Origin of the sequence: Xanthomonas sp. 3075 (assembly GCF_014197275.1) — a bacterium.
In the GTDB taxonomy this organism is placed as follows: Bacteria; Pseudomonadota; Gammaproteobacteria; order Xanthomonadales; family Xanthomonadaceae; genus Xanthomonas; species Xanthomonas campestris_B.
Genome location: NZ_JACIFI010000019.1, coordinates 54,907 through 76,463, shown reverse-complemented (window position 1 = coordinate 76,463; position 21,557 = coordinate 54,907). Strand labels below are relative to the sequence as shown.

Below are 21,557 nucleotides of genomic sequence, written 5' to 3'. Positions count from 1 at the left end.
TGCGGTCCTCGTCGGGAGCACACCGTCGCCTCGCCGATTGGCGGGAGATTTCCGCAAGCGATGCATGCGTTCAAGACCGGCGGCATCCATCGCAGCTCCGTATCGATATGGCGGCACGAAGCGCAACGCGGAATGGTCGCGCGATCTCTCGCTCATGCGTCATTGGATACGCATCTCCACACGCGACCCAATGATGGCGAAAGGCGCTGCATCCACCGCAATCAAGACGCCTGGCATGTCAGCGACCAGATCCGCAACCTCCATCGCTGCCGTCCCGGGATCGATGCGCCCGGCCGTGCGCGCAACGCAGCCCGCTTATCGACTCGACGCCACAGCACGCAGGTCCGCCACCGCCTGGGTCGCCTCGGCAATGATGCCGAGTGCAATGGTGTGCGGCGAAGAGCGGCCCATCCGCCACCCGGCGGGCAGTCGCAAGCGCGCGAGCGCCGCATCGTCGTGGCCAAGTGCACGCAACGCCTGCAGACGGCTTTCGCGTTTGCGCAGGCTTCCCAGGATGCCGATGCAGGCGACATTGGATGCAAGCCCACGGCAGGCGACCTGCACATCGCTATGGCCATCGTGCGCCAGGCTGTACAGCGCGGTGTCGGCATCCAGCTCGACATCATGCAGGGCATCGCCCAAGGCACGACGATCGTAGTGTTCCGGCGCCAGCCCGGGGGGCGGGTCGCTCGGCCCGTGCGGCCGTAGCACGCGCACCTCGATCCCCATCTGGCTGGCCAACGACACCAGCACCAGCAGGGCGGGGTCGGCGCCGACCAGCACCAGCCGCAATGGTGGACGGTGCGTGCGCAGGAATTCGTCCGGCCGCACGTCCTGTGCCGTGGCCGGATAACGAACCGCGCCGGAGCGGCGATCCAGCGCCACATGGAAGGGGCGACGGTGCTGGCGCGCGTTGCGCCACCGCGCCAGGTGCTCGCCCAGATCCTGCACCGGCCAGACCAGCACGCCGATGCGGCCTCCGCAGCTGAGCTGGATGTCCAGCACCTGGCTGCCTTCGCCGTAATCCAGCCAGCGCGGTTGGCCATCGCGCAATGCGGCGCCGGCTTCATGCGCCACCGCCGCTTCCACGCAGCCACCGGAGACGTAACCGGCAACACGGCCGTCGACGCTGATCGCCATCTCACTGCCAAGCGGGCGCGGCGAAGAGCCTTGCACGTCGATCAAGGTGGCGATCGCCACACGCTGTCCCGCCCGGTGCCAGGCGGTGAGCGTGGGCAACAGATCATCGTGTAACGCATAACTCGGCCATGCCGGCCATACCGGCTCGGCCGGCGTCGGCTGCGCAACCGGGGCCGCCACTGCGTTCACGCGCGCAGCAACTCGGGCATCTGCGCGAGCAGCTTGTCGAGTGTGACCGGGTAATCGCGGACACGCACGCCAGTGGCGTTATAGACCGCATTGGCGATCGCAGCGGCCACACCGCAGATACCGAGCTCGCCCACCCCCTTGGCCTTCATCGGCGACGACATCGGGTCGCTCTCTTCGAGGAACACAACTTCCTGGTGCGGAATATCCGCATGCACCGGCACTTCGTAACCGGCCAGATCGTGATTGACGAAGAAGCCCAGGCGCTTGTCGACCGCCAACTCTTCCATCAACGCCGCACCCGCGCCCATGGTCATGCCGCCGATCATCTGGCTACGCGCAGACTTGGGGTTGAGGATGCGCCCGGCCGCACACACCGCGAGCATGCGACGGATGCGCACTTCGGCGGTGGCGATATCCACGCCCACCTCGACAAAGTGCGCACCGAAGGTCGACAGTTGATGGGTTTCGGACAAGTCACCGAACTCGATCTTGTCTTCCACCACCAAGGCACCATTGGCTGCCGCATCGCCGAGTGCGATGCGCTTGCCGCCCGCATGCACATGGCTGTCGGCGAACTCGGCTTTCGCCGGATCCAGCCCCAACTGCCTGGCGATGGCTTCGCGCAACTTCACTGCAGCGGCGTAGACGCCAGCGGTGGAGCTGTTGGCGCCCCACTGACCACCGGAACCGGCCGACACCGGAAAACTGGAATCGCCCAGCCGCACATCCACCCAGTCCAGCGGCACGCCCAGCATCTCGGCAGCGGTCTGTGCAATGATGGTGTACGAACCAGTGCCGATGTCGGTCATGTCGGTTTCCACCACCACGCGACCGCTTTGCTCCAGCCGCATGCGTGCGCCCGAGGTCGTCACCGGCGCATTGCGGAATGCGGCCGCCACGCCCATGCCGACCAGCCAGCGACCATCGCGCGTGCTGGCGGGCTTGGCCTTGCGCTTGGACCAATCGAAACGTTTTGCACCCTCTTCCAGACACTTGATGAGCTGACGTTGCGAGAACGGCCGCTGCGGATTTTCCGGGTCCACCTGGGTGTCGTTGACGATGCGGAACTTCACCGGATCCATATCCAATTTTTCGGCCATTTCGTCCATGGCCACTTCCAGCGCCATCAAACCCGGCGCTTCGCCAGGCGCGCGCATCGCGTTGCCTTCTGGCAGATCGAGCACGGCCAGGCGGGTGGAAATCAGGCGATTGGCACCGGCATACAGCAACTGGGTCTGCGCGGCCGCAATTTCCGGCCCGCCGCCGGGCAAATCGCCGGACCAGGTTTCGTGCGCGATCGCAGTGATCTTGCCATCGGGCTGCGCACCGATACGGATGCGTTGCACGGTGGCTGGACGATGGGTGGTGTTGTTGGCGATCAGCGGCCGCGGCAACATGACCTTGACCGGGCGCCCCACCTGGCGTGCCGCCAGGGACGCCAGTACCGCGTCGGCGCGCAGGAACAACTTGCCGCCGAAGCCGCCACCGATATACGGCGACATCAGACGCACGTTTTCGCGCGGAATACCGAGCGTCTTGGCCAGATCGCCCGCGCTCCAGTCGATCATCTGATTGGAGGTCCACACGCTCAGCTTGTCGCCTTCCCACATGGCGATCGATGCATGCGGTTCCATCATCGCGTGCGAATGATCGGGCGTGGTGTATTCGGCATCCAGCTGCACCGGCGCGGCCGTGAAGGCACTGTCGAAATTGCCGACTGCGCTGTTCGGCGCCCCGCCCTCCTTGGTGACCTTGGCGCCATCGCGCGCCTTTTCCAGATCGTAGGCACCGACATGGCGACCGTAGTCGACCTTGATCAGCTGGCCCGCGGCACGCGCCTGTTCGAAGGTCTCGGCAACCACCACCGCAATGGCCTGATGGTAATGCTGGATCTCCGGGCCGCCCAGCAATGTGGCGGTGTTGTATTTGCCTTTCTGCAACTTGCCTGCATTCTGTGCAGTGACGATGCCGAGCACACCCGGCGCATTGCGCGCAGCGCCCAGATCGATGCTGCGAATGCTGCCCTTGGAGATGCCGGCGCCGACGACATGACCGTAAGCCGCGCGACCAGGCAGGTCATGGTGCTCGTACGCATACGGCGCCTGACCGGTGGTCTTGAGCGGACCATCGATGCGATCGACGGGTTTGCCGACGATCTTGAGTTGATCGATGGGATTGGTACCGGCGGGAGTGTCGAATTTCATGTCAGGCCCTCGTGTCGGCCAGGATCGCGGTCAAGGTGCGCTCAACCAGCGGCAACTTGAAGGCGTTGTGTTCGGTGGGCTGCGCGCCGTCGAGCAGCACCGAGGCAATGGCTCGCGCGCCTTGCTGCGACTGCGCTTCGGCCGCCTCGCTGCGCCAAGGCTTGTAGGCGACACCGCCAACGCCGACACGCACGCTGCCATCGCGTTGCACGACTGCCGCAACCGACACCAGCGCGAATGCGTAGGAAGCGCGGTCGCGCACCTTGCGATAGACGTGCGTGCCGCCGAGCGGCTTGGGCAGACGCACTGCGGTGATCAGTTCGCCACGTTCCAGCACGGTTTCCAGGTGCGGCGTCTTGCCGGGCGCACGATAGAACTCAGACAACGGCACCGCGCGCGTCTGTCCATCCGGACCCACTGTTTCGACAACCGCATCGAGGACGCGCATGGCAATGGCCATGTCGCTGGGATGGGTGGCGATGCACTCTTCGCTCACGCCGATCACCGCCAATTGCCGGTTGAACCCGCCAATCGCCGCGCAGCCGCTGCCCGGCAGGCGCTTGTTGCACGGCTGGTTGGTGTCATAGAAATAGGGGCAGCGGGTACGTTGCAGCAGGTTGCCTGCGGTGGTCGCGCGATTGCGCAACTGCCCCGAGGCACCTGCCAGCAAGGCGCGCGCGAGCACGGCGTAATCGCGGCGCACACGGGCATCTGCCGCCAGATCGGTATTACGCACCAGCGCGCCGATCCGCAAACCGCCCTCCGGAGTGGCCTCGATGGTGTCCAGGCTCAGGCCGTTGACGTCGATCAGGTGCGATGGCGTTTCGATCTGCAGCTTCATCAGATCGAGCAGGTTGGTGCCGCCAGCGATGAATTTGGCGCCTGGCTGACGCGCCGCCTTGGCCGCAGCATCGGCTGGCGAGGTCGCGCGCTCGTAACTGAAAGCCTTCATGCGCGCTCTCCCGCAACCTCGTTGATCGCCTCGACGATATTGGAATACGCACCGCACCGGCAGATATTGCCGCTCATGCGTTCCTGCAGTTCTGGCGTAGTGAGCTTGGTCTTGCCGGTGAGATCTTCGGTGACGTGGCTGGGAATGCCGCGCCTGACCTCGTCCAGCACCGCCACTGCGGAACAGATTTGACCGGGCGTGCAATACCCACACTGATACCCGTCATGCTTGACGAACGCGGCCTGCATCGGATGCAGTTTCTCCGGGGTACCGAGTCCTTCGATGGTGGTGATCTTGCCGCCCTGGTGCATCACCGCCAGCGACAGACACGCGTTCATCCGCTGCCCATCGACAATGACCGTGCATGCACCGCATTGGCCGTGGTCGCAGCCTTTCTTGGTGCCGGTCAATTGCAGATGTTCGCGCAGTGCATCCAGCAAGGTGGTGCGATTGTCCAGCGTCAGCGTCATCTGCTTGCCGTTGACCTCGAACGCAACCTGGCTGGACACATTGGACGGCTCGACTGCCTGAGGTTGCGACATCGCGTTGGCTGCAGTGGCGGCCATCGATTGGGTTGCGGCAACGCTGGCTGCCGAGGCCGTGCCAGCAATCAGTACCTCGCGACGGGTCATCTTGATGTCTCTCATGGCTGGCATCTCCGACAATGCTGGCTAATACAGTTCTTTAGCAAATGTGCAGCGCATGTAGTCACAAGCGCGTGAGCATGCAGCCATGAACGTGCGAATGGCGCAGCAATAGGCCCTAATTCTAGTCGCCGGCTGTGCAGGCATTGTCGCTTTGCGACGCTAGCGCCCCTGAAGCGCGCTCATCATTATCCGCCGCGATCTCGATGCCCTCAGGGCCGAATGCCGCTGCGATCGATGACCGAATCGAGCACCGTGGTGTGATGCATGCACAGGCCTTTCGGTTTCAAGGCCGCATCACTGCTGGCGCGCGGCAGCCATGCGTGCACGTGCCAGCGATGCGTTCCTCCGCGTTCCGTCAAGGCGGTCACTGGCATCTGCATCGGCACCAGTGATCGCTTGCGCGCGGATCAGAATTCCAATGCGATCTTGCCCAGATGCGCGCCTGACTGCTGCAGTGCGAACGCGTCGGCAATCTCGTCGAGCGCGTACGTTCGATCGATCACCGGCCGTAGCGGCAGCACCTCCAGCGCGCGCACCAACGCTTGCTGATGCTTGCGACTGCCCACCACCAGCCCCTGCAAGCGCTGCTGGCGGCCCATCATCTCGGCGGTCGGCACCGGGCCGGCGGCGCCGGTCAAGACACCGATCAAGGCGATATGCCCACCGATGCGTGCGGCACGGATCGATTGCGCCAGCGTGCCGGGACCGCCGACCTCGACCACATGATCCACCCCGCGCCCGTCGGTGATGTCCAGTACCTGCGCGGACCACTCGCGGTGCTGCCGATAATTGAGGGTGTGGTCGGCACCGAGCGCCCGCACTTTCTCCAGTTTTTCGTCGGACGAGGATGTGGCGATCACCCTGGCGCCCATCGCCTTGGCCAACTGCAGCGCAAAGATCGACACGCCACCGGTGCCGAGCACCAACACCGTGTCGCCCGCCTTGAGGCCGCCATTGACCACCAATGCACGCCAGGCGGTAACGCCGGCCGTCGTCAAGGTCGCAGCTTCGGCATGGCTGTAACCGGCTGGCGCATGCGTGAATGCAGTCGTATCGGCCACCACCGCAGCACGCGCATAACCATCGACGCCATCGCCTGGCGTGGTGGCAAATCCGGCGTGCAACGCCTCGCCATCGACCCACTGCGGAAAGAAGGTGGACACGACATGATCGCCGACGGCGAACTCGCTCACCTCCGGACCCACCGCTTCCACCACCCCGGCGCCGTCGGACATCGGAATACGCCCGTCAGCAGCCGGCATCTGGCCCAGCACAATGCCCAGGTCGTGATAATTCAGCGAGCTGGCATGCAGCCGCACGCGGATCTGTCCACGCGCAGGTTGCCCTGGATCGGACAGCTCGACCGACTGCAGCGATTGCAATCCTGCCGGATGACGAAGACGAATAGCGCGCATCGAAACCTCCTCAAATAGTCGCGCATGGGATAGCACGCAGCGCGTGATGCGATCGCAGTCGAGTCGGCTTGTCCGGGGCTGCGGCGGTTCAATCGCGGCGTCTGCTACGCGCCAGGCATCGTCCCGCACCACGCAATGCAAGCGAACTGTTGCGTACCACCGTACACGAATCACAGATCTGGGTAGCGCAGCGGGTCCAGACCCGGCCAGCCCGGCATCGGCTTGCCCGCTGGCACAGCGGTTGCATGGCTGCAGTATCCAGACGGGTAGCGACAGTGACCTCAACAACCAAGCGATGGCGACAACAAGCTCGACGCATTGCGTTGCACTTTGTGCTGACCATTACGTGGATATTGTTGCTCGGCTCGGAATATTGCTCGATCCACGAAGAACGTGCGGCCGCGCTGCGCACTGCGCAAACACAATCGCTGAACCTTGCCAACCTGCTGGCGCAGCACGCCAGCGACACATTGGCGATCGCCGAGGCGGTGTTGTCCGGCTTGGTGTCGCGGGTGGAGCACGACCAACAGTCGGCCATGGCGCGCTCGGCAATGCATGACTTCCTGGTGGACGAAGCGCAGCGGTCGGACCGGCTGCACGGTATTTTCATCTATGCCGCCGACGGCAGCTGGGTGAGCTCGTCGTTGGATGGCATGCCCAAACACCGCAACAACGCCGACCGCGCCTATTTCAAGTACCACCGCGATCATCGCGACGCCTCCTCGTTGCTGGGCCCGCCGGTAAAGAGCCGCTCCGACGGCAGTTGGGTGCTGACGCTGAGCCGGCGCCTCAATACGCCCAGCGGCGAGTTTGCCGGCGTGGTGCTGGTGACACTGCAACTGAAGTATTTTCAGGACTACTACAGCACCTTCGACGTCGGCCCCAACGGGACGATCGGCATGATCAACGACGCGGGCACCGTGCTGGTACGTCGGCCCGACCAGCAGGGCGTGATCGGCACCTCGATCGCAGGTACCTCGATTTACGCTGACATCCGCGCACGCAAGCACGGCACCGAAACCTACCGTTCGCCGATCGACGGTATCAGGCGCATCTCCAGCTTTGCACCGGCACGGCCATACCCGCTGACCGTGCTGGCCGGCGTGTCGATGGACGATGCGCTAGCAAACTGGCGGCAAACTGCCGGCCAGCGCATCGTGATTACCACGCTCGGTTTCGCGTTGCTATTGGGCGTGGGCATCTGGCTGGACCTGCAACTGCGCCGCATGCATCGGGACGAAGAAAAACTCAGCTCCGAAGCCTGGGTGGATGCATTGACCGGCATCGCCAATCGTCGTGCCTTCGACCATCGGCTATCGCAGGCATTGCAGGAGGCGGTGCGCCAACACACGCCATTATCGGTACTGATGATCGACGTCGATCATTTCAAGCTCTACAACGACACCTATGGCCATGTGAATGGCGATGCCTGCTTGCGCCTGATCGCCAGCGCAATCGCCGGCTGCTCGCGCCGCAGCGAGGACGTTGCCGCACGCTACGGCGGCGAGGAGTTCGGCATGATCCTGCCGCACACCGACGCCGCCGGCGCATTGCAGTTGGCCGATGCGATTCGCACCGCCGTCGCCGAGCTGGGCCTGATGCACCTGTCCAGCCCCACCAGTGCAAACGTGACCGTCAGCGTCGGCGCAGCGACCTTCGAGCCAGGCCAGGCGCCACTGACTCCCGACGCCATCGTGCAAGATGCCGATTCGGCGCTGTATCGCGCCAAGCAGAAAGGCCGGGATCGTACATCGGCCTAAAGATGCTGCACGCTTCTTGATGTCCAATCTGCTCGGGGAGGGAATTGGACTCCACACCGAGGGGCGACTCAACATTGGGGGGACGTCGCGTCACCTACCCCCTCGGCGCACCCGTGGACCCACGCAACATCAAACTGAAATCCAGCGTCTGCTGAAGCGGCACGTCCACCCTTTCGATGATGGCGAGCAGCAGGTTGACCGCGCGGACACCGATCTCTCGCATGGGTTGCCGGATGGTCGTCAATGGCGGTGTGAGGTAACTCGACGACGCCAGGTCGTCGAAGCCGACAATGGACAGGTCATCCGGCACGCGGATGCCCAGGTCCCGGCAAGCGGCCAGGGCGCCCAGCGCCATCTGATCGCTGAAGCAGAAGATCGCGGTCGGCGCGGGCGCACGGGCCAATAGCGCCATCGCAGCCGCATGGCCGGATTCTACGGAGAAGTCGCCCGGCACGACGGTCAGGCTGCGCAGGCGGCGGCGTGCCTTGCCGCAGGCCCGGACCCCTTCCAGTCGTTGCTGGTGCAGCGGATTGTCGGGCGGGCCGCCCACCACGGCGACCCGCTCGTGCCCCAGTCCATACAGGTGTTCCATCATGGCGCGCGCAGCGGCCGCGTTGTCGATGTGGACGCTGGGGATGCCCTGCGCCGGGTCGAACTCGCATCCGTTGACCACCGGCGCGGCGGCGCCCAGCTGCTTGACGATCTCGCGCGCTGTCGGCGGAAGGCGGTGCCCCAGCACGATCAGGCCGTCTGCCTCGTTGCGCCGGAGCATCTGCGCGTAGCGCTCCTCGCGGTCGGGCTGGTGCTGGGTATCGCCCAGCAGGACGGCGTAGCCGACGGCCTGCGCCGCTTCCTCCGCGCCTTGCAGGATCTGGGCGAAGAAGGGATTGGCGATGTCCGGGACGGTGACCAGGAGCTTGCCGCTGCGCTGGGTCTTGAGCGTCCTGGCCACCGTATTGGGGACATAGCCCAGCGCGGCGGCGGCCTGTTCGATGCGCGCGCGCGTGGCCGGCAGGACTTTTTCCGGCCGGGAAAGCGCCCGCGACACCGTGCCGGCGGTGACGCCAACGTGCTTTGCGATGTCGTAGATGGTTGTTGCCATGACCTGGGTTCTTCTTGCTGCTGTGCGGTGCACAACGGGTCTTGCGGGCTGCCCATGCTAGGATGATTCAATCGATTGCATGAGGGCGAATCACGTTGAAGACGCTCAAGGGTCCGGCGCTGTTTCTGGCACAGTTCATCGCCGACACACCTCCCTTCAATCGCTTGGACACACTGGCCGGCTGGGCTGCGGGCCTGGGGTATTCTGGCGTACAAGTGCCGACCAGCGCGCCCCACCTGTTCGATCTGGCCCAGGCCGCGCAGAGCCAGGCGTACTGCGACGACGTCGCCGGCATGCTGGCCGGGTACGGCCTGCAGGTCACCGAGTTGTCGACCCACTTGCAGGGGCAGCTGGTCGCCGTCCACCCCGCCTACGACCACCTGTTCGACGGATTCGCACCGCCGGACAAGCGCGGTGATCCCGCCGCCCGCCAGGCCTGGGCGGTTGAACAACTGCTGCTGGCGGCCAAGGCCAGCCAGCGCCTGGGGCTGACGGCGCATGCCACGTTCTCCGGCGCGCTGGCCTGGCCTTACTTCTACCCCTGGCCGCAACGCCCGCCCGGGCTGGTGGAAGCAGCCTTCGCCGAACTCGGCCGCCGCTGGCGCCCCATTCTGGATGCCTTCGACGCCTGCGGCGTGGACCTGTGCTTCGAGATCCACCCGGGCGAGGATCTGCACGACGGCGCGACCTTCGAGCGCTTCCTCGATGTCGTGGACCACCACCCACGCGCCAAGATCCTGTACGACCCCAGCCACCTGCTGCTGCAGCAGATGGACTACCTGGGCTTCATCGACCGCTATCACGCGCGCATCGGCATCTTCCACGTCAAGGACGCGGAGTATCGCGCCAGTGCGCAAAGCGGCGTCTACGGCGGCTACCAGGACTGGATCGATCGTCCGGGGCGGTTCCGTTCGCTCGGCGACGGCCAGATCGACTTCAAGGCGATCTTCTCGAAGTTCGCGCAATACGATTTCCCGGGCTGGGCGGTGCTGGAGTGGGAGTGCTGCCTGAAGCATCCGGAAGACGGCGCACGCGAGGGTGCCGCGTTCATCCGCGACCACCTCATCCGCGTGACCGAACGCGCCTTCGACGACTTTGCCGACAGCGGCGCCGATCCGGAATCGCTGCGCCGCATGCTGGGGATCTGAGCCAATACCGCCTGGGAGGGCAAGCCATGAGGCACACCATGTCGCGCTTGGGCGCGATGATGTTTCTGCAGTTCTTCATCTGGGGAGCATGGTTCGTGACCCTGGGCACGTACCTGGTGCAGGGCCCCCTGCAGGCCAGCGCGAGCCAGGTGGCGACGGCGTTCCTCAGCCAGTCCATCGGGGCCATCGTGGCGCCCTTCCTGGTCGGCCTGGTCGCCGATCGCTACTTCGCGGCGCAGCGCATCCTCGCGGTGCTGCACCTCGCCGGCGCGGTGCTGATGTGGCTGGCGTCCACGGCAACGAGCTTCGGCATGTTCTCCGCCTGCGTCATGGGGTACATGCTGCTGTTCATGCCGACGCTGGCATTGGCCAACAGCGTGGCGATGCGGCACATGCAATCGCCGGAAAAGCAGTTTCCGCCGGTGCGCGTGGCCGGCAGCGTCGGCTGGATCGTGGCCGGCGTGCTGATCGGCTGGCTGGGCTGGGAACAGGCGCATCGGCTCGAACTGACGTTCCGGATGGCGGCGATGGCATCGCTGGCGCTGGGCCTGTATGCCTTCACCCTGCCGCACACGCCACCGCTGGCGCAACAGCGCGACGCCGGGCTGGGGCAGGTCCTGGGACTGGACTCGCTGCGGCTGCTGAAGTCGCGCTCCTATCTGGTGTTCTTCCTGGCATCCATCGCCATCTGCATTCCGCTGGCGTTCTACTACAACTTCACCAACCCGTATCTCAACGACCTGGGCGTGCGCGGCGCGGCCGGCCTGCAATCGCTGGGCCAGGTGTCCGAAGTGCTGCTGATGCTGGCGATGCCGTTCCTGTTCGTGCGGCTGGGGGTCAAGACGATGCTGGCGCTGGGCATGGCGGCGTGGGTGCTGCGCTACGTCATGTTCGCCTTTGGCGATGCGGGCGGCGGCTTCTCCCTGCTGGTGATCGGCATCGTGCTGCACGGCATCTGCTACGACTTCTTCTTCGTCACCGGCCAGATCTACACCGATGCGCATGCCGGCCCCGCCGCGCGCAGCAGCGCGCAGGGGTTCATCACGCTGGCCACATACGGGGTGGGCATGTTGATCGGCACCTTCCTGTCCGGCGCGGTCGTGGAGCACTACACCACGGCGGCGGGCCCGGACTGGCAGCAGATCTGGCTGTTCCCGGCAGGCGTGGCGCTGGTCGTGCTGATCGCCTTCCTGTTGTTGTTCCGCGACCGGCCGGTCGTGGCGGCCGCGCCCTCCACGCATTCAGAGCCCACCCGATGAGCAAGCTCGGAATCGCCATCGTCGGCGCCGGCATGATCGGCGCCGTGCATCGTCGCGCAGCGCTGCTGGCCGGTGCCGAGGTCCGCGGCGTCGCTGCCTCTTCCCCGCAACGCGCACGCGAGGTGGCGCAGTCATGGAACGTGCCGCGCGCCTATCGCGACATCGAGGACGTGGTCGCCGATCCGCAGGTGCAGGTCGTGCACGTGTGCACGCCCAACCATCTGCACCGCGCCATGGCGCAGGCGGCGCTGCAAGCCGGCAAGCACGTGATCTGCGAGAAGCCGCTGGCCACGACCTTGCAGGACGCCCAGGCAGTGGCGGCATTGGCCGCCGCGACCGGGCTGGTCGCCACGGTGCCCTTCGTCTACCGCTACCACCCGGTGGTCCGCGAGGCGCGCGCACGCATCGCGCAGGGCGACCTGGGGCCGCTGCGCCTGATTCACGGCAGCTATCTGCAGGACTGGCTGCTGGACCCTGCCAGCAACAACTGGCGCGTGGACCCGGCACTGGGCGGCGCCTCGCGCGTGTTCGCCGACATCGGCTCGCACTGGTGCGACCTGGTGGAATGGGTCGGCGGCGAGCGTTTCGTCGAGGTCAGCGCAGCGTTCGCCACCGTGATCGCCGAGCGCGGTGCCCTCACCGGGCAGAGCTTCAGCACGCCGGCGGCGGGCGGCGCGATGCAGGCGGTAGCGAGCGAGGACGTGGCCGCGGCGATGTTCAGAACCGGCGCGGGCACGCTGGCGTCGTTGACGGTCAGCCAGGTCTCGGCGGGACGCCGCAATCGCCTCTGGTTCGAGATCGATGGCGCCAGGGCCAGCGTGGCGTTCGACCAGGAGGACGCCGAACGGCTATGGATCGGCCTGCCCGACCAGCGCGAAGAAATCTTCGTGCGCGGGCCGGGTGCCGGCAGTGCCGAACAACGCCGGCTATCCACATTACCGGCCGGGCACGCGCAGGGCTACGGCGATTGCTTCGAGGCGTTTGTCGCCGACACCTATCGCGCCATCGAAGGCGAGCGGCCGGAAGGCCTGCCCACCTTCGAAGACGGGGTGCGCTCGGCGCTGATCGTCGATTGCGTCATCACATCGGCCAGGACGCGCGCCTGGACGGCCATCGGTTGAATCTCGGGAGGACTTCTTGATGCATACATCTATCCGCAGGACCGCGACCCTCGCACTGCTGCTCCTCGCACTGCCCGCCTTCGCACGCGACGCCACTGGCCCGCACCCCCCCATCGCGGTGCAGATGTATTCGCTGCGCAACGCCGGCTCGCTCGACCAACAGCTGAAGATCGTCCACGACGCGGGCGTGGGCGCGGTGGAAACGGTCGGCACGCAGAACGTCAGCGCAGTGGAACTCAAGCGGCTGCTGGACAAATATTCGATCAAGGCGGTCTCGTCGCACGTGCAACTGGCCGATCTGCGCAAGGACCTGGACGCCGCAGTCGCCTTCAACCGATCGATCGGCAACACCACGCTGGTAGTGCCTTACCTGGACCAGAAGGATCGGCCGACCGATGCCGCGGGCTGGACCGCATTGGGCAAGGAACTGGGCCAACTCTCGAAGCGGGTGCGGGCCAAGGGCATGCGCCTGGCCTACCACAACCACGACTTCGAACTGATCGACTTCAATGGCAAGACCGGCCTGGAACTGCTGTTCGCCGCGGCCGGCCCCGATCTCGAGACCGAGTTGGACCTGGCCTGGGTCGCGCGCGCGGGCTACGACCCGGCGGTGATGCTGGGCAAGTTCAAGGGCCGCATGTTCGCGGTACACGCCAAGGACAACGCACCGAAAGGCCAGGCCGAGGACGAGGGTGGCTTCGCCGCCGTGGGCAAGGGCGTGCTGGACTGGAACGCGATCCTGCCTGCCGCGGCGGGCGCCGGCGTGCGCTGGTACATCATCGAGCACGACCGTCCGCGCGATCCGGCCACGGTCATCCAGACCGGTGCCGACTACCTGCGTGCACACCTGCCCACCAGCCTGCCCGCCAGCACACAGCGCTAGCACGCGAAGGAGCCCCGCTTGAAAACGATTTTGACAATGGTCGTGGCTCTGCTGGGGGCGACACTTGCGACCACGGCGTGGTCCAAGGACGACCCTGCGGCCGGCGCGCAGCTCTACGCAACTAACTGCACCGCCTGCCACGGCGCTGATCGCGCGGGCATCCCAGGCGTGTTCCCCGCGCTCACCGACGTGGGCAAGCGGCTGGAATCGACGCAGATCAAGGACAAGATCAGGAACGGCGGCGGGTTGATGCCACCCTTTCCGCAGCTGTCGCAACAGGACGTCGACGACATCGCCAGCTTCCTGGCGGAATAGGACGCCGGCGCTACAGCTCGCGCACCCAGATGTTGCGGTAGCTGACCTTGGAATCGTGCTCCTGCAGCGAGATCGGCGCACATGCATGCGGCGCGTACGAAGGCGCGCCGATGTACTCGGTCTTGCCCGACAGGACGGTGTCGTCCTGCACCAGCACGCCGTTGTGCAGGACGGTGATGCGGGCGGGCGAAGTGAGCCCGCCGCCCTGCGAGAAGCGCGGCGCCTTCCAGATGATGTCGTAGGCCTGCCACTGGCCCGGCGCACGCGAGGCGTTCACCAGCGGAATGGCCTGCTTGTAGATCGCGCCGGCCTGGCCGTTGGCATAGGTCGGGTTGTTGTAGCTGTCGAGCACCTGCAGCTCATACAACTCCTGCAGGAAGATGCCGCTGTTGCCGCGCTGCTGGCCGTCGAAACCGCCGGTCGCGGTGGGCGTGCGCCACTCGACATGCAACTGGATGTCGCAGAAGCGCTGCTTGGTGCGGATGCCCTTGCTCCCCGGCACCACGGTCAGCGCACCGTCGGCGACACTCCAGGGCACGCGTCCGCCCTGCTCCGACTCCCAGGCGGAGAGATCCTTGCCATCGAACAGCACGATCGCGTCGGAGGGCGCGCCGCCCGCGGGCGTGGCCACGATCGCGGGCACGGGCTTCCACACCTCGGTCTTCGCCGGATCGCGCGACGGGTCGCCGCTGGCCTGCGCGAACGCAGGCGCTGCGGCCAGCAGGCAGGCCGCCATCAGCAGGGGTCTGGTCATCGTGTTCCCGGAAAATGGCGCATGGGCGAAGCGTTGCGGTCCATCAGTTGGTCGCCCAGGCGGGCGTACCGGGGGCATAGGCCAGGTCACCATCGTAGCGGCCCGGCACGGCGACGTAACGCAGCACCTCGGTCGCGGCGACCTTCGAGGTGAAGAAGCTGAAGATGGCCAGCTGCTTGATCATCGTGAAGTGATGCGGCATCGCGTCCGCCACTTTGGCGGTGCCGGTATCGGTCATTGCAACCACGTGCTTCCTGGCTTCCGCATCCAGGGCGCGCAGCAGCTCGGTGCGGGCCTGCGGCGCGAGCGACACGAAGCGGCCGCCGGCGCGTTTGTCGATCTCGGCCAGGCCGGCGCGGAACGTCGCCTGCTGCCGGGCGGTGTAGCAATCGGTGACGAATTGCGCCATGAACAGGCCGACACCGGCATCCTTCGCCCCCGGCGTTGCGGTCCGCGGCAGGATGGTCTCGGCGATCTCGTCCAGCGTGCCGACATCGGCGGCGGAGAAGGCATTGTTCGCCCTCTCGGCCGGCGCCTGTGCAAGGCCCAGCGCGGGCAGGCCGATCATGGCCGCGCCCGTGGCGGCGACGATCATCTTCAGCAGTTCGCGGCGTTCCATCACAGGTTCCCCGCTTTCAGTTCGCGCACCGCATGGTCCGCTGCCCGTGCGGTCAGCGCCATGTAGGTCAGCGAGGGATTCACGCAGGCGCTGGAGGTCATGCAGGCGCCGTCGGTCACGTAGACGTTCGGCGCGTCCCAGACCTGGTTGTGCTGGTTCAGCACCGAGTTGCTGCGGTCACGGCCCATGCGTGCGGTGCCCATCTCGTGGATGCCCTTGCCCGGGGCGTAGTCGTCATCGTGCATCTGCACATCCTTGACGCCGGCGGCCTCGAACATCTCGGCGGCATCGGCGGCCATGTCCTTGCGCATGGCCTTTTCGTTCGCGCGCAGGGACACGTCCATCGCCAACACCGGCAGCCCCCATTTGTCCTTGCGCTGCGGATCCAGGCGAATCGTATTGTCGTGGTGAGGCAGCATTTCGCCGAAGCCGGTCATGCCGATGCGCCAGTCGCCCGGCTGGGTCAGCGCGTCCTTCAGGTCGGCACCGATGTTCAGCTCGGCGATCTCGCGCGACCAGCCGGTGCGGCTGGCGCCACCCTGGTAGCCGAACCCGCGTAGATAGCCGCGCTTGTCCGCAGCGATGTTGCGGAAACGGGGAATGTAGAAGCCGCAGGGACGACGGCCGAAGTAGTACTTGTCCTCATAGCCCTCGACCCGCCCTGAGGCGCCCGCGCCGAAATGATGGTCCATCACGTTGTGCCCAAGCTCGCCGGACGACGACCCTAGCCCGCCTTCCCAGACATCGGTGGCCGAGTTCATCAGCAGCCAGCTCGAGTTGAAGGAGGACGCATTGAGGAAGATGACGTTGGCCGTGTACTGGTAAGTCTGACCGTTCTCGGCATCGATGATCTCCACGCCCCGCGCACGCTTGCGGTCCTTGTCGTAGAGCACTTCCTTGACGATCGAGAAGGGCCGCAAGGTCAGGTTGCCGGTCTTCATCGCCGCCGGCAGCGTCGCCGACTGGGTCGAGAAGTAGGCGCCGTAGGGACAGCCCAGGATGCACTTGTTGCGATACTGGCAATTGACGCGGCCCTGCTCGATCTTGGGCTGGGTGATGTTCGCGGTGCGCGAGTGGATCAGGTGCCTGGTCCCGCCAAAGGCCTTCTTGATCCGCGCGGCCACGTCCTTCTCGACGATGTTCAACGGGATCGGCGGCAGGAACTCGCCGTCGGGCAATACGTCCAGGCCCTCGCGCGTGCCGGCGATGCCGGCGAACTTCTCCACGTAGTCGTACCAGGGCGCGATGTCGGCGTAACGGATCGGCCAATCGGTGGCGATGCCGTCCTTGAGGTTCGCCTGGAAATCCAGGTCCGACAGACGATAGCTCTGCCGTCCCCACATCAGCGAGCGACCGCCCACGTGATAGCCGCGGAACCAGTCGAATCGCTTGATCTCGGTATAGGGCGATTCCTTTTCGTTGGCCCACATGCCCTGCAGGTTCTCGACCAGGGCGTAGTCGCGCTTCAACACCGGATAGTCGGCCTTCATCGCCTGGGTCGGCCGGTTGTGGTGCGGGAAATCCCACACCTCCTTCATCGCGTTGACGTAGTCCTTGACGTGCTCGATGTTGCGTCCGCGCTCCAGCATCAGGACCTTGAGACCTTTCTCGGTCAGTTCCTTCGCCGCCCAACCGCCGCTGATTCCCGAGCCAACGACGATGGCGTCGTAGTGATTGTCTGCCATGAGTTCTACTTCACCTGGGTGGATAGGGTTTCAGACGTCGCAGAGGCGGATCGCCTCGCGCAGCGAGCCGACGGGATCCGGCGCCGTCGGAATGAATTCCTGCGCCAGATAGCCGTCGAAACCGGTATCGCGGATCGCGCGACAGATGGCGGGATAGTGGAGTTCCTGATCGTCTCCGATCTCGTGCCGGCCAGGCACCCCGGCGGTGTGGTAATGCTTGAAGAACGTGTGATGCTTGCAGATGGTGGCGATGATGTCGCCCTCCATGATCTGCATGTGGTAGATGTCGTACAGCAGACCAAAATGGTCCGAGCCGATCCGCTGGCACAGCTCCACGCCCCATGCCGAGTGGTCGCACAGGTAGTCGGGATGATCGACCCTGGAGTTCAGCAGTTCCATCACCAGCACGACGCCGCGCTTCTCGGCATGCCCGAGGATGCGCTTGAGTCCCGCTTCGGCGTGGGCCATGCCTTCCTGGGGATCCATGCCGTTGCGATTGCCGGAAAAACAGATGAGGTTGCGATAGCCGGCATCGGCCACCAGGTCGATGTGCCGCGTGTAGCGCTCGACCAGCTGGTCGTGGAACTGGCTGCCGGCGAAGCCCTTGTCCAGGCCCATCTCCGCGCCGTTGCACATCGCGCTGTACACGCCATTGGCCTTCAGCGTGGGCCAATCTGCCGGGCCGACCAGATCGATGGCGGCGAACCCAATGCCCTTCACCGTCTGGCAAAGCTGGGCGATCGACTGCTGCGGAAACGTCCAGCGGGCCACGGAATGCTTCAGCTTGCCTTTGCGCGACGTGGCAGCGGCAAACGCAGGCAACATGCCCGCAACGCCGAGGCCAAAGCTCCCGGCGACAGCAACGCGCAGCGCATCTCGCCGCGTGAACCCCGGGGCCGGCGCCGGTCCGCTCGATTGGATAGACATCCGTTTTCCGGCCTCCCAACCGGTATCAAATGCTAAGGATTCGCCGCAATTCAATCGATTGAACCATAAGGTAGGGAATCGCTTTTTTGCAAGACGCAGCGCACGAAACCCATGCTGCAGGGCACAATGCCTGTTGCGCCTGTTGCGCTTGTTGCGCCTGTCGCTGCATGACGGTGATGGAATGTCGAGCGACGCAGCAGGTGGACTGCCAGGTCTGCAGCGAAAAGCAGGCATCCGTAAACCATGGCCCGCGACGCAGGCGAAGCATGGCGAGCAACCGGTGCAGCCATCGCTTCTCCTTGAGGCGATGGCACTGGATTGCCTGGATGATGGTCGGGGTTGCCGTTTCGACGGCGAGTTTCAGGCCTATTTGCCGCGCCGGCTAAGAGCAGCTAACAAAACCTAGCGAGCGCCTGTCAGTGAGTGCAGTGGCTTTGTCGGCCGTATGTTGGTGGATGCAGTCAGAAGTCCAGATCAAACACTGAGTGAGTCGAATGCGCGGTGCCCTCACCGCTCGCGGGACACGCCGCAAGTACGTCCATGTAGGCTCGGTGGCGGCATCCATGCCGCCACACGGTCCCGCAAGCGGCGAGGACACCGCACCAGAGACTCCGCTGGTTGCTGTGTTTAAACCCATGCATGGCGACCATCTCGACTGGTCCTTGCCCGCCCAGCGTCGCGGGAAACGCTGCAAGTACGTCCTTGTAAGCTCTTACGCGGCATCCATGCCGCGTAAGGTCCCGCGACGCTGGGCGGGAAAGGGCCCTGCAGCCAGGCCGCAGATCAGCCGACCTGCAGTAGGCTGACGCGAAGTCGTTTTGTTAGCCGCTCTAAGCGCATTCACGACACTTGACCGGTTCCGGCCGGGCTGGCCCCGCCCGTGAGCGACAGCATGCACTCGGCATGAAACACCGCGCCAAGTCGTTGCTCGAGCTGGCCGCTGGTGAAGCCACGCTGGCGATCAACCTATCCGCGGAGGCAAGAACAGCCAGACGCTCGCCGCTAGCGGGCACGCTTCGGCGCGACATTCCCCAAGCGTGGGAAGCACGACTCCTCTGCCGCCGATCGACCGATACGGCCTGGCTTCGACCTTCGCTGGGGTGCAGGACGCGAACTCGCGCTGCAGATTCGCCGCGCCGTTCCGTCGATCCATCCTCCAGACACGCGGGGCAGTGTCAACGAAGCCCACTGGATCGAGGTCTTGCGCGCTTACCTGCCAGATCGCGACAAGGTCGGGACTGGCTTTGTGATCGACAGCGCCGGCGGCCACAGCGAACAGATCGAGATCATCATCTTCGATCGACATTTCATGCCACTGTCCCTCGACCAACAGCGGCATCGCTACGCCCCGCCGAAGCGACGTACGCCGTAGTCGTCCCAGCCGTACTTCGACAAGGGCGACTTCACATACGGATCAGCACCATTGAGCAAAAGAAAAGCCCCATAAATAAGGGGCTCTCTTCAGACCTTTACCAACACCTAGCGCTAAGTGTGTCTTAGAACGGAATATCGTCATCCGCAAAGTCATCCATCGGCGGTGCGGACTGCTGCTGCGCCGGCTGCTGACGACGCGGGGCGTAATCCTGCCCGCCGCCGCCCTGCCCGCCGCCACCGCCCTGCTGCTGGCGCGGCGCCTGCGCACGCTGCGGGCGATCGCCGCCCATGCCACCGCCACCGCCGCCTTCACCACGGCCGCCGAGCATCTGCATCTCGTTGGCGACGATGTCGGTGCTGTACTTTTCCACGCCATCCTGGCCGGTGTACTTGTCATAGCGCAGTTCGCCTTCGACGTACACCTGCGAGCCCTTGCGCAGGTACTCGCCGGCGATCTCGCCCAGCTTCCCGAAGAACACCACGCGGTGCCACTCGGTGCGCTCCTGGTTATTGCCCTCGCGGTCCTTGCGCATGCTGGTGGTGGCCAGGCTGACGCGGGTGATCGCCATGCCGGCCTGGGTGTACTTGGTGTCGGGATCGTTGCCGAGGTTGCCGACGAGGATGACTTTGTTGATGCCGCGGGCCATAGATGCTTCCGAGATGATGCGCCGGCGCCAGTGGGGCGCGGCGGTGAATGTCTTGGGCCAATGTTACCGCACCTGCCCGCCCCGGGTGCCGGCGGATCCCCGCACCACCGGGCCGGGGAATGCCGCGTCGGCAGGTCGGAATCCGGGCGCTCCCGGACAGGCCCGACGCTGGCACCGCAAGGGTTTGCGGCCACCGTGGAGGCGGTCGGCCACGGCCGACGGGACGGATCTGGCCCAGACACCTATAATCGACACACACCACGAACGCCTGCGCATGACCATCGCCGAAGACCTCCCCACCGTCCTGGGCCTGCCCCAGATCCAGTCCCTCGCCGCGCCCGACATGGCGGCAGTGGATGCGCTGATCCGCCGCCGCCTGGCCTCGGACGTCGTGCTGATCAACCAGATTGCCGATCACATCATTTCCGCCGGCGGCAAACGCCTGCGTCCGATGCTGGTGATGCTGGCCGGCCATGCGGCGGGCGGCTCCGGCCCGGAGCACCACCAGTTGGCGGCGATCATCGAGTTCATCCACACCTCCACGCTGTTGCACGACGACGTAGTGGACGAATCGGACCTGCGGCGCGGGCGCAGTACCGCCAATGCGCTGTGGGGCAATGCGCCCAGCGTGCTGGTCGGCGACTTCCTGTATTCGCGCAGCTTCCAGTTGATGGTCGAGCTGGAACGCATGGAAGTCATGCAGATCCTGGCCGACACCACCAACCGCATCGCCGAAGGCGAAGTGCTGCAGCTGTTGCATGTGCACAACCCCGACACCGACGAAGCCGCCTACCTGCGTGTGATCGAGCGCAAGACCGCGGTGCTGTTCGCCGCGGGCACGCGTCTGGGCGCGCTGGCATCGGGCGCGAATGCCGATGTGCAGCAACGTCTGTACGACTACGGCATGCAGCTGGGTTTTGCCTTCCAGATTGCCGATGACGTGCTGGACTATGCCGCCGACGCAGCGGATCTGGGCAAGAACCTGGGCGACGATCTGGCCGAAGGCAAGGCGACCTTGCCGCTGATCCACGCGATGGCCCACTCGGATGCCCCCATCAGGGAACGCCTGCGCCAGATCGTCGAACAAGGCGATGCGAACGCAATGCCCGAAGTGCTGACGGCGATCCATGCCACCGGCGGGCTGGAGTACAGCCGCCAACGGGCGGCCGAATACGCTGCTGCTGCCGAACAGGCACTGGACACCTTGCCGGCCAGCCCTGCGGTCGCCGCGCTACGCGGCCTGGCGCGTTATGCGGTGGAACGCACGCATTGATGCACGCCACGGGTGTCACCTGCCGCAATGGTTGAAGCCATCGCAGCGGTGACCCCCACGCTGGTCGCTACTGATATCTGACGGGTTTGCGTGGCCGGTGGCGAGTGGTCGCGCCCAGGCATTGCCGGCAGCGCGATGCAGTC

General features: G+C 65.4%; 20 protein-coding genes. 8 read left to right on the top strand and 12 right to left on the bottom strand.

Going from position 1 to position 21,557, the window contains the following annotated elements; all coding sequences use genetic code 11:
- Positions 1–315 precede the first annotated feature (315 nt).
- From GGR62_RS16570 to GGR62_RS16550, 5 genes are all read right to left on the bottom strand, one after another.
- Positions 316–1,329 carry an XdhC family protein gene (locus tag GGR62_RS16570; protein WP_184408944.1) on the bottom strand — a complete coding sequence of 338 codons (1,014 nt, stop codon included), beginning with the start codon at positions 1,327–1,329 and terminating at the stop codon, positions 316–318.
- Entirely contained in the window at positions 1,326–3,533 is a 2,208-nt protein-coding gene (gene paoC, locus GGR62_RS16565; RefSeq protein ID WP_184408943.1) for an aldehyde oxidoreductase molybdenum-binding subunit PaoC, read from the bottom strand. The genes GGR62_RS16570 and paoC overlap by 4 nt, the downstream gene beginning before the upstream one ends.
- A 1-nt stretch (position 3,534) precedes the next feature.
- Entirely contained in the window at positions 3,535–4,485 is a 951-nt protein-coding gene (locus tag GGR62_RS16560; protein WP_184408942.1) for a xanthine dehydrogenase family protein subunit M, read from the bottom strand.
- Positions 4,482–5,132 carry an aldehyde dehydrogenase iron-sulfur subunit PaoA gene (paoA, locus tag GGR62_RS16555; RefSeq protein ID WP_184408941.1) on the bottom strand — a complete coding sequence of 217 codons (651 nt, stop codon included), beginning with the start codon at positions 5,130–5,132 and terminating at the stop codon, positions 4,482–4,484. The genes GGR62_RS16560 and paoA overlap by 4 nt, the downstream gene beginning before the upstream one ends.
- Before the next feature lie 407 nt (positions 5,133–5,539).
- Positions 5,540–6,547 carry an NAD(P)-dependent alcohol dehydrogenase gene (locus GGR62_RS16550; protein WP_184408940.1) on the bottom strand — a complete coding sequence of 336 codons (1,008 nt, stop codon included), beginning with the start codon at positions 6,545–6,547 and terminating at the stop codon, positions 5,540–5,542.
- Between the two features lie 245 nt (positions 6,548–6,792).
- Between GGR62_RS16550 and GGR62_RS16545 the strand changes: the two genes are divergently transcribed.
- Entirely contained in the window at positions 6,793–8,307 is a 1,515-nt protein-coding gene (locus GGR62_RS16545) for a sensor domain-containing diguanylate cyclase (protein WP_184408939.1), read from the top strand.
- A 94-nt stretch (positions 8,308–8,401) separates the two neighbouring features.
- On the opposite strand, the gene GGR62_RS16540 is transcribed toward GGR62_RS16545, so the two are convergent.
- Positions 8,402–9,409, bottom strand: coding sequence for a LacI family DNA-binding transcriptional regulator (locus GGR62_RS16540; protein ID WP_184408938.1), 1,008 nt, complete (start codon positions 9,407–9,409; stop codon positions 8,402–8,404).
- Between the two features lie 95 nt (positions 9,410–9,504).
- On the opposite strand from GGR62_RS16540, the gene GGR62_RS16535 reads away from it, so the two are divergent.
- From GGR62_RS16535 to GGR62_RS16515, 5 genes are read left to right on the top strand one after another with little or no spacing between them, the layout of a single operon-like run.
- Entirely contained in the window at positions 9,505–10,557 is a 1,053-nt protein-coding gene (locus GGR62_RS16535) for a sugar phosphate isomerase/epimerase family protein (protein WP_184408937.1), read from the top strand.
- A 26-nt stretch (positions 10,558–10,583) separates the two neighbouring features.
- Positions 10,584–11,816, top strand: coding sequence for a nucleoside permease (locus GGR62_RS16530; RefSeq protein WP_184408936.1), 1,233 nt, complete (start codon positions 10,584–10,586; stop codon positions 11,814–11,816).
- Entirely contained in the window at positions 11,813–12,937 is a 1,125-nt protein-coding gene (locus tag GGR62_RS16525) for a Gfo/Idh/MocA family oxidoreductase (RefSeq protein ID WP_184408935.1), read from the top strand. The genes GGR62_RS16530 and GGR62_RS16525 overlap by 4 nt, the downstream gene beginning before the upstream one ends.
- Positions 12,938–12,956: 19 nt before the next feature.
- Entirely contained in the window at positions 12,957–13,820 is an 864-nt protein-coding gene (locus GGR62_RS16520; RefSeq protein ID WP_184408934.1) for a sugar phosphate isomerase/epimerase, read from the top strand.
- Between the two features lie 18 nt (positions 13,821–13,838).
- Positions 13,839–14,135, top strand: a complete 297-nt coding sequence (locus GGR62_RS16515; protein WP_260306207.1) for a cytochrome c — start codon at positions 13,839–13,841, stop codon at positions 14,133–14,135.
- 10 nt (positions 14,136–14,145) lie between these two features.
- On the opposite strand, the gene GGR62_RS16510 is transcribed toward GGR62_RS16515, so the two are convergent.
- From GGR62_RS16510 to GGR62_RS16495, 4 genes are read right to left on the bottom strand one after another with little or no spacing between them, the layout of a single operon-like run.
- The gene (locus GGR62_RS16510; RefSeq protein ID WP_184408933.1) at positions 14,146–14,889 is read right to left on the bottom strand and encodes a DUF1080 domain-containing protein; all 744 of its coding nucleotides are present in this window, start codon (positions 14,887–14,889) and stop codon (positions 14,146–14,148) included.
- A gap of 43 nt (positions 14,890–14,932) precedes the next feature.
- On the bottom strand, positions 14,933–15,508 hold the full coding sequence (locus tag GGR62_RS16505; protein WP_184408932.1) for a gluconate 2-dehydrogenase subunit 3 family protein: 576 nt from the start codon (positions 15,506–15,508) through the stop codon (positions 14,933–14,935).
- Positions 15,508–17,193: a GMC family oxidoreductase gene (locus GGR62_RS16500; protein WP_184408931.1), complete on the bottom strand. Its 1,686-nt coding sequence runs from the start codon at positions 17,191–17,193 to the stop codon at positions 15,508–15,510. The genes GGR62_RS16505 and GGR62_RS16500 overlap by 1 nt, the downstream gene beginning before the upstream one ends.
- Before the next feature lie 30 nt (positions 17,194–17,223).
- The gene (locus GGR62_RS16495; RefSeq protein WP_184408957.1) at positions 17,224–18,120 is read right to left on the bottom strand and encodes a TIM barrel protein; all 897 of its coding nucleotides are present in this window, start codon (positions 18,118–18,120) and stop codon (positions 17,224–17,226) included.
- 133 nt (positions 18,121–18,253) lie between these two features.
- Between GGR62_RS16495 and GGR62_RS16490 the strand changes: the two genes are divergently transcribed.
- Complete coding sequence (locus GGR62_RS16490; RefSeq protein WP_184408930.1) at positions 18,254–18,526, top strand: hypothetical protein; 273 nt, start codon at positions 18,254–18,256, stop codon at positions 18,524–18,526.
- A gap of 555 nt (positions 18,527–19,081) precedes the next feature.
- Here GGR62_RS16490 and GGR62_RS16485 read toward each other — a convergent pair.
- Complete coding sequence (locus GGR62_RS16485) at positions 19,082–19,459, bottom strand: hypothetical protein (RefSeq protein ID WP_184408929.1); 378 nt, start codon at positions 19,457–19,459, stop codon at positions 19,082–19,084.
- A 157-nt stretch (positions 19,460–19,616) separates the two neighbouring features.
- Positions 19,617–20,141 carry a single-stranded DNA-binding protein gene (gene ssb, locus GGR62_RS16480; RefSeq protein WP_184408928.1) on the bottom strand — a complete coding sequence of 175 codons (525 nt, stop codon included), beginning with the start codon at positions 20,139–20,141 and terminating at the stop codon, positions 19,617–19,619.
- A 274-nt stretch (positions 20,142–20,415) separates the two neighbouring features.
- Between ssb and GGR62_RS16475 the strand changes: the two genes are divergently transcribed.
- Positions 20,416–21,414, top strand: a complete 999-nt coding sequence (locus GGR62_RS16475; RefSeq protein ID WP_184408927.1) for a polyprenyl synthetase family protein — start codon at positions 20,416–20,418, stop codon at positions 21,412–21,414.
- The last annotated feature ends 143 nt before the right edge of the window (positions 21,415–21,557 follow it).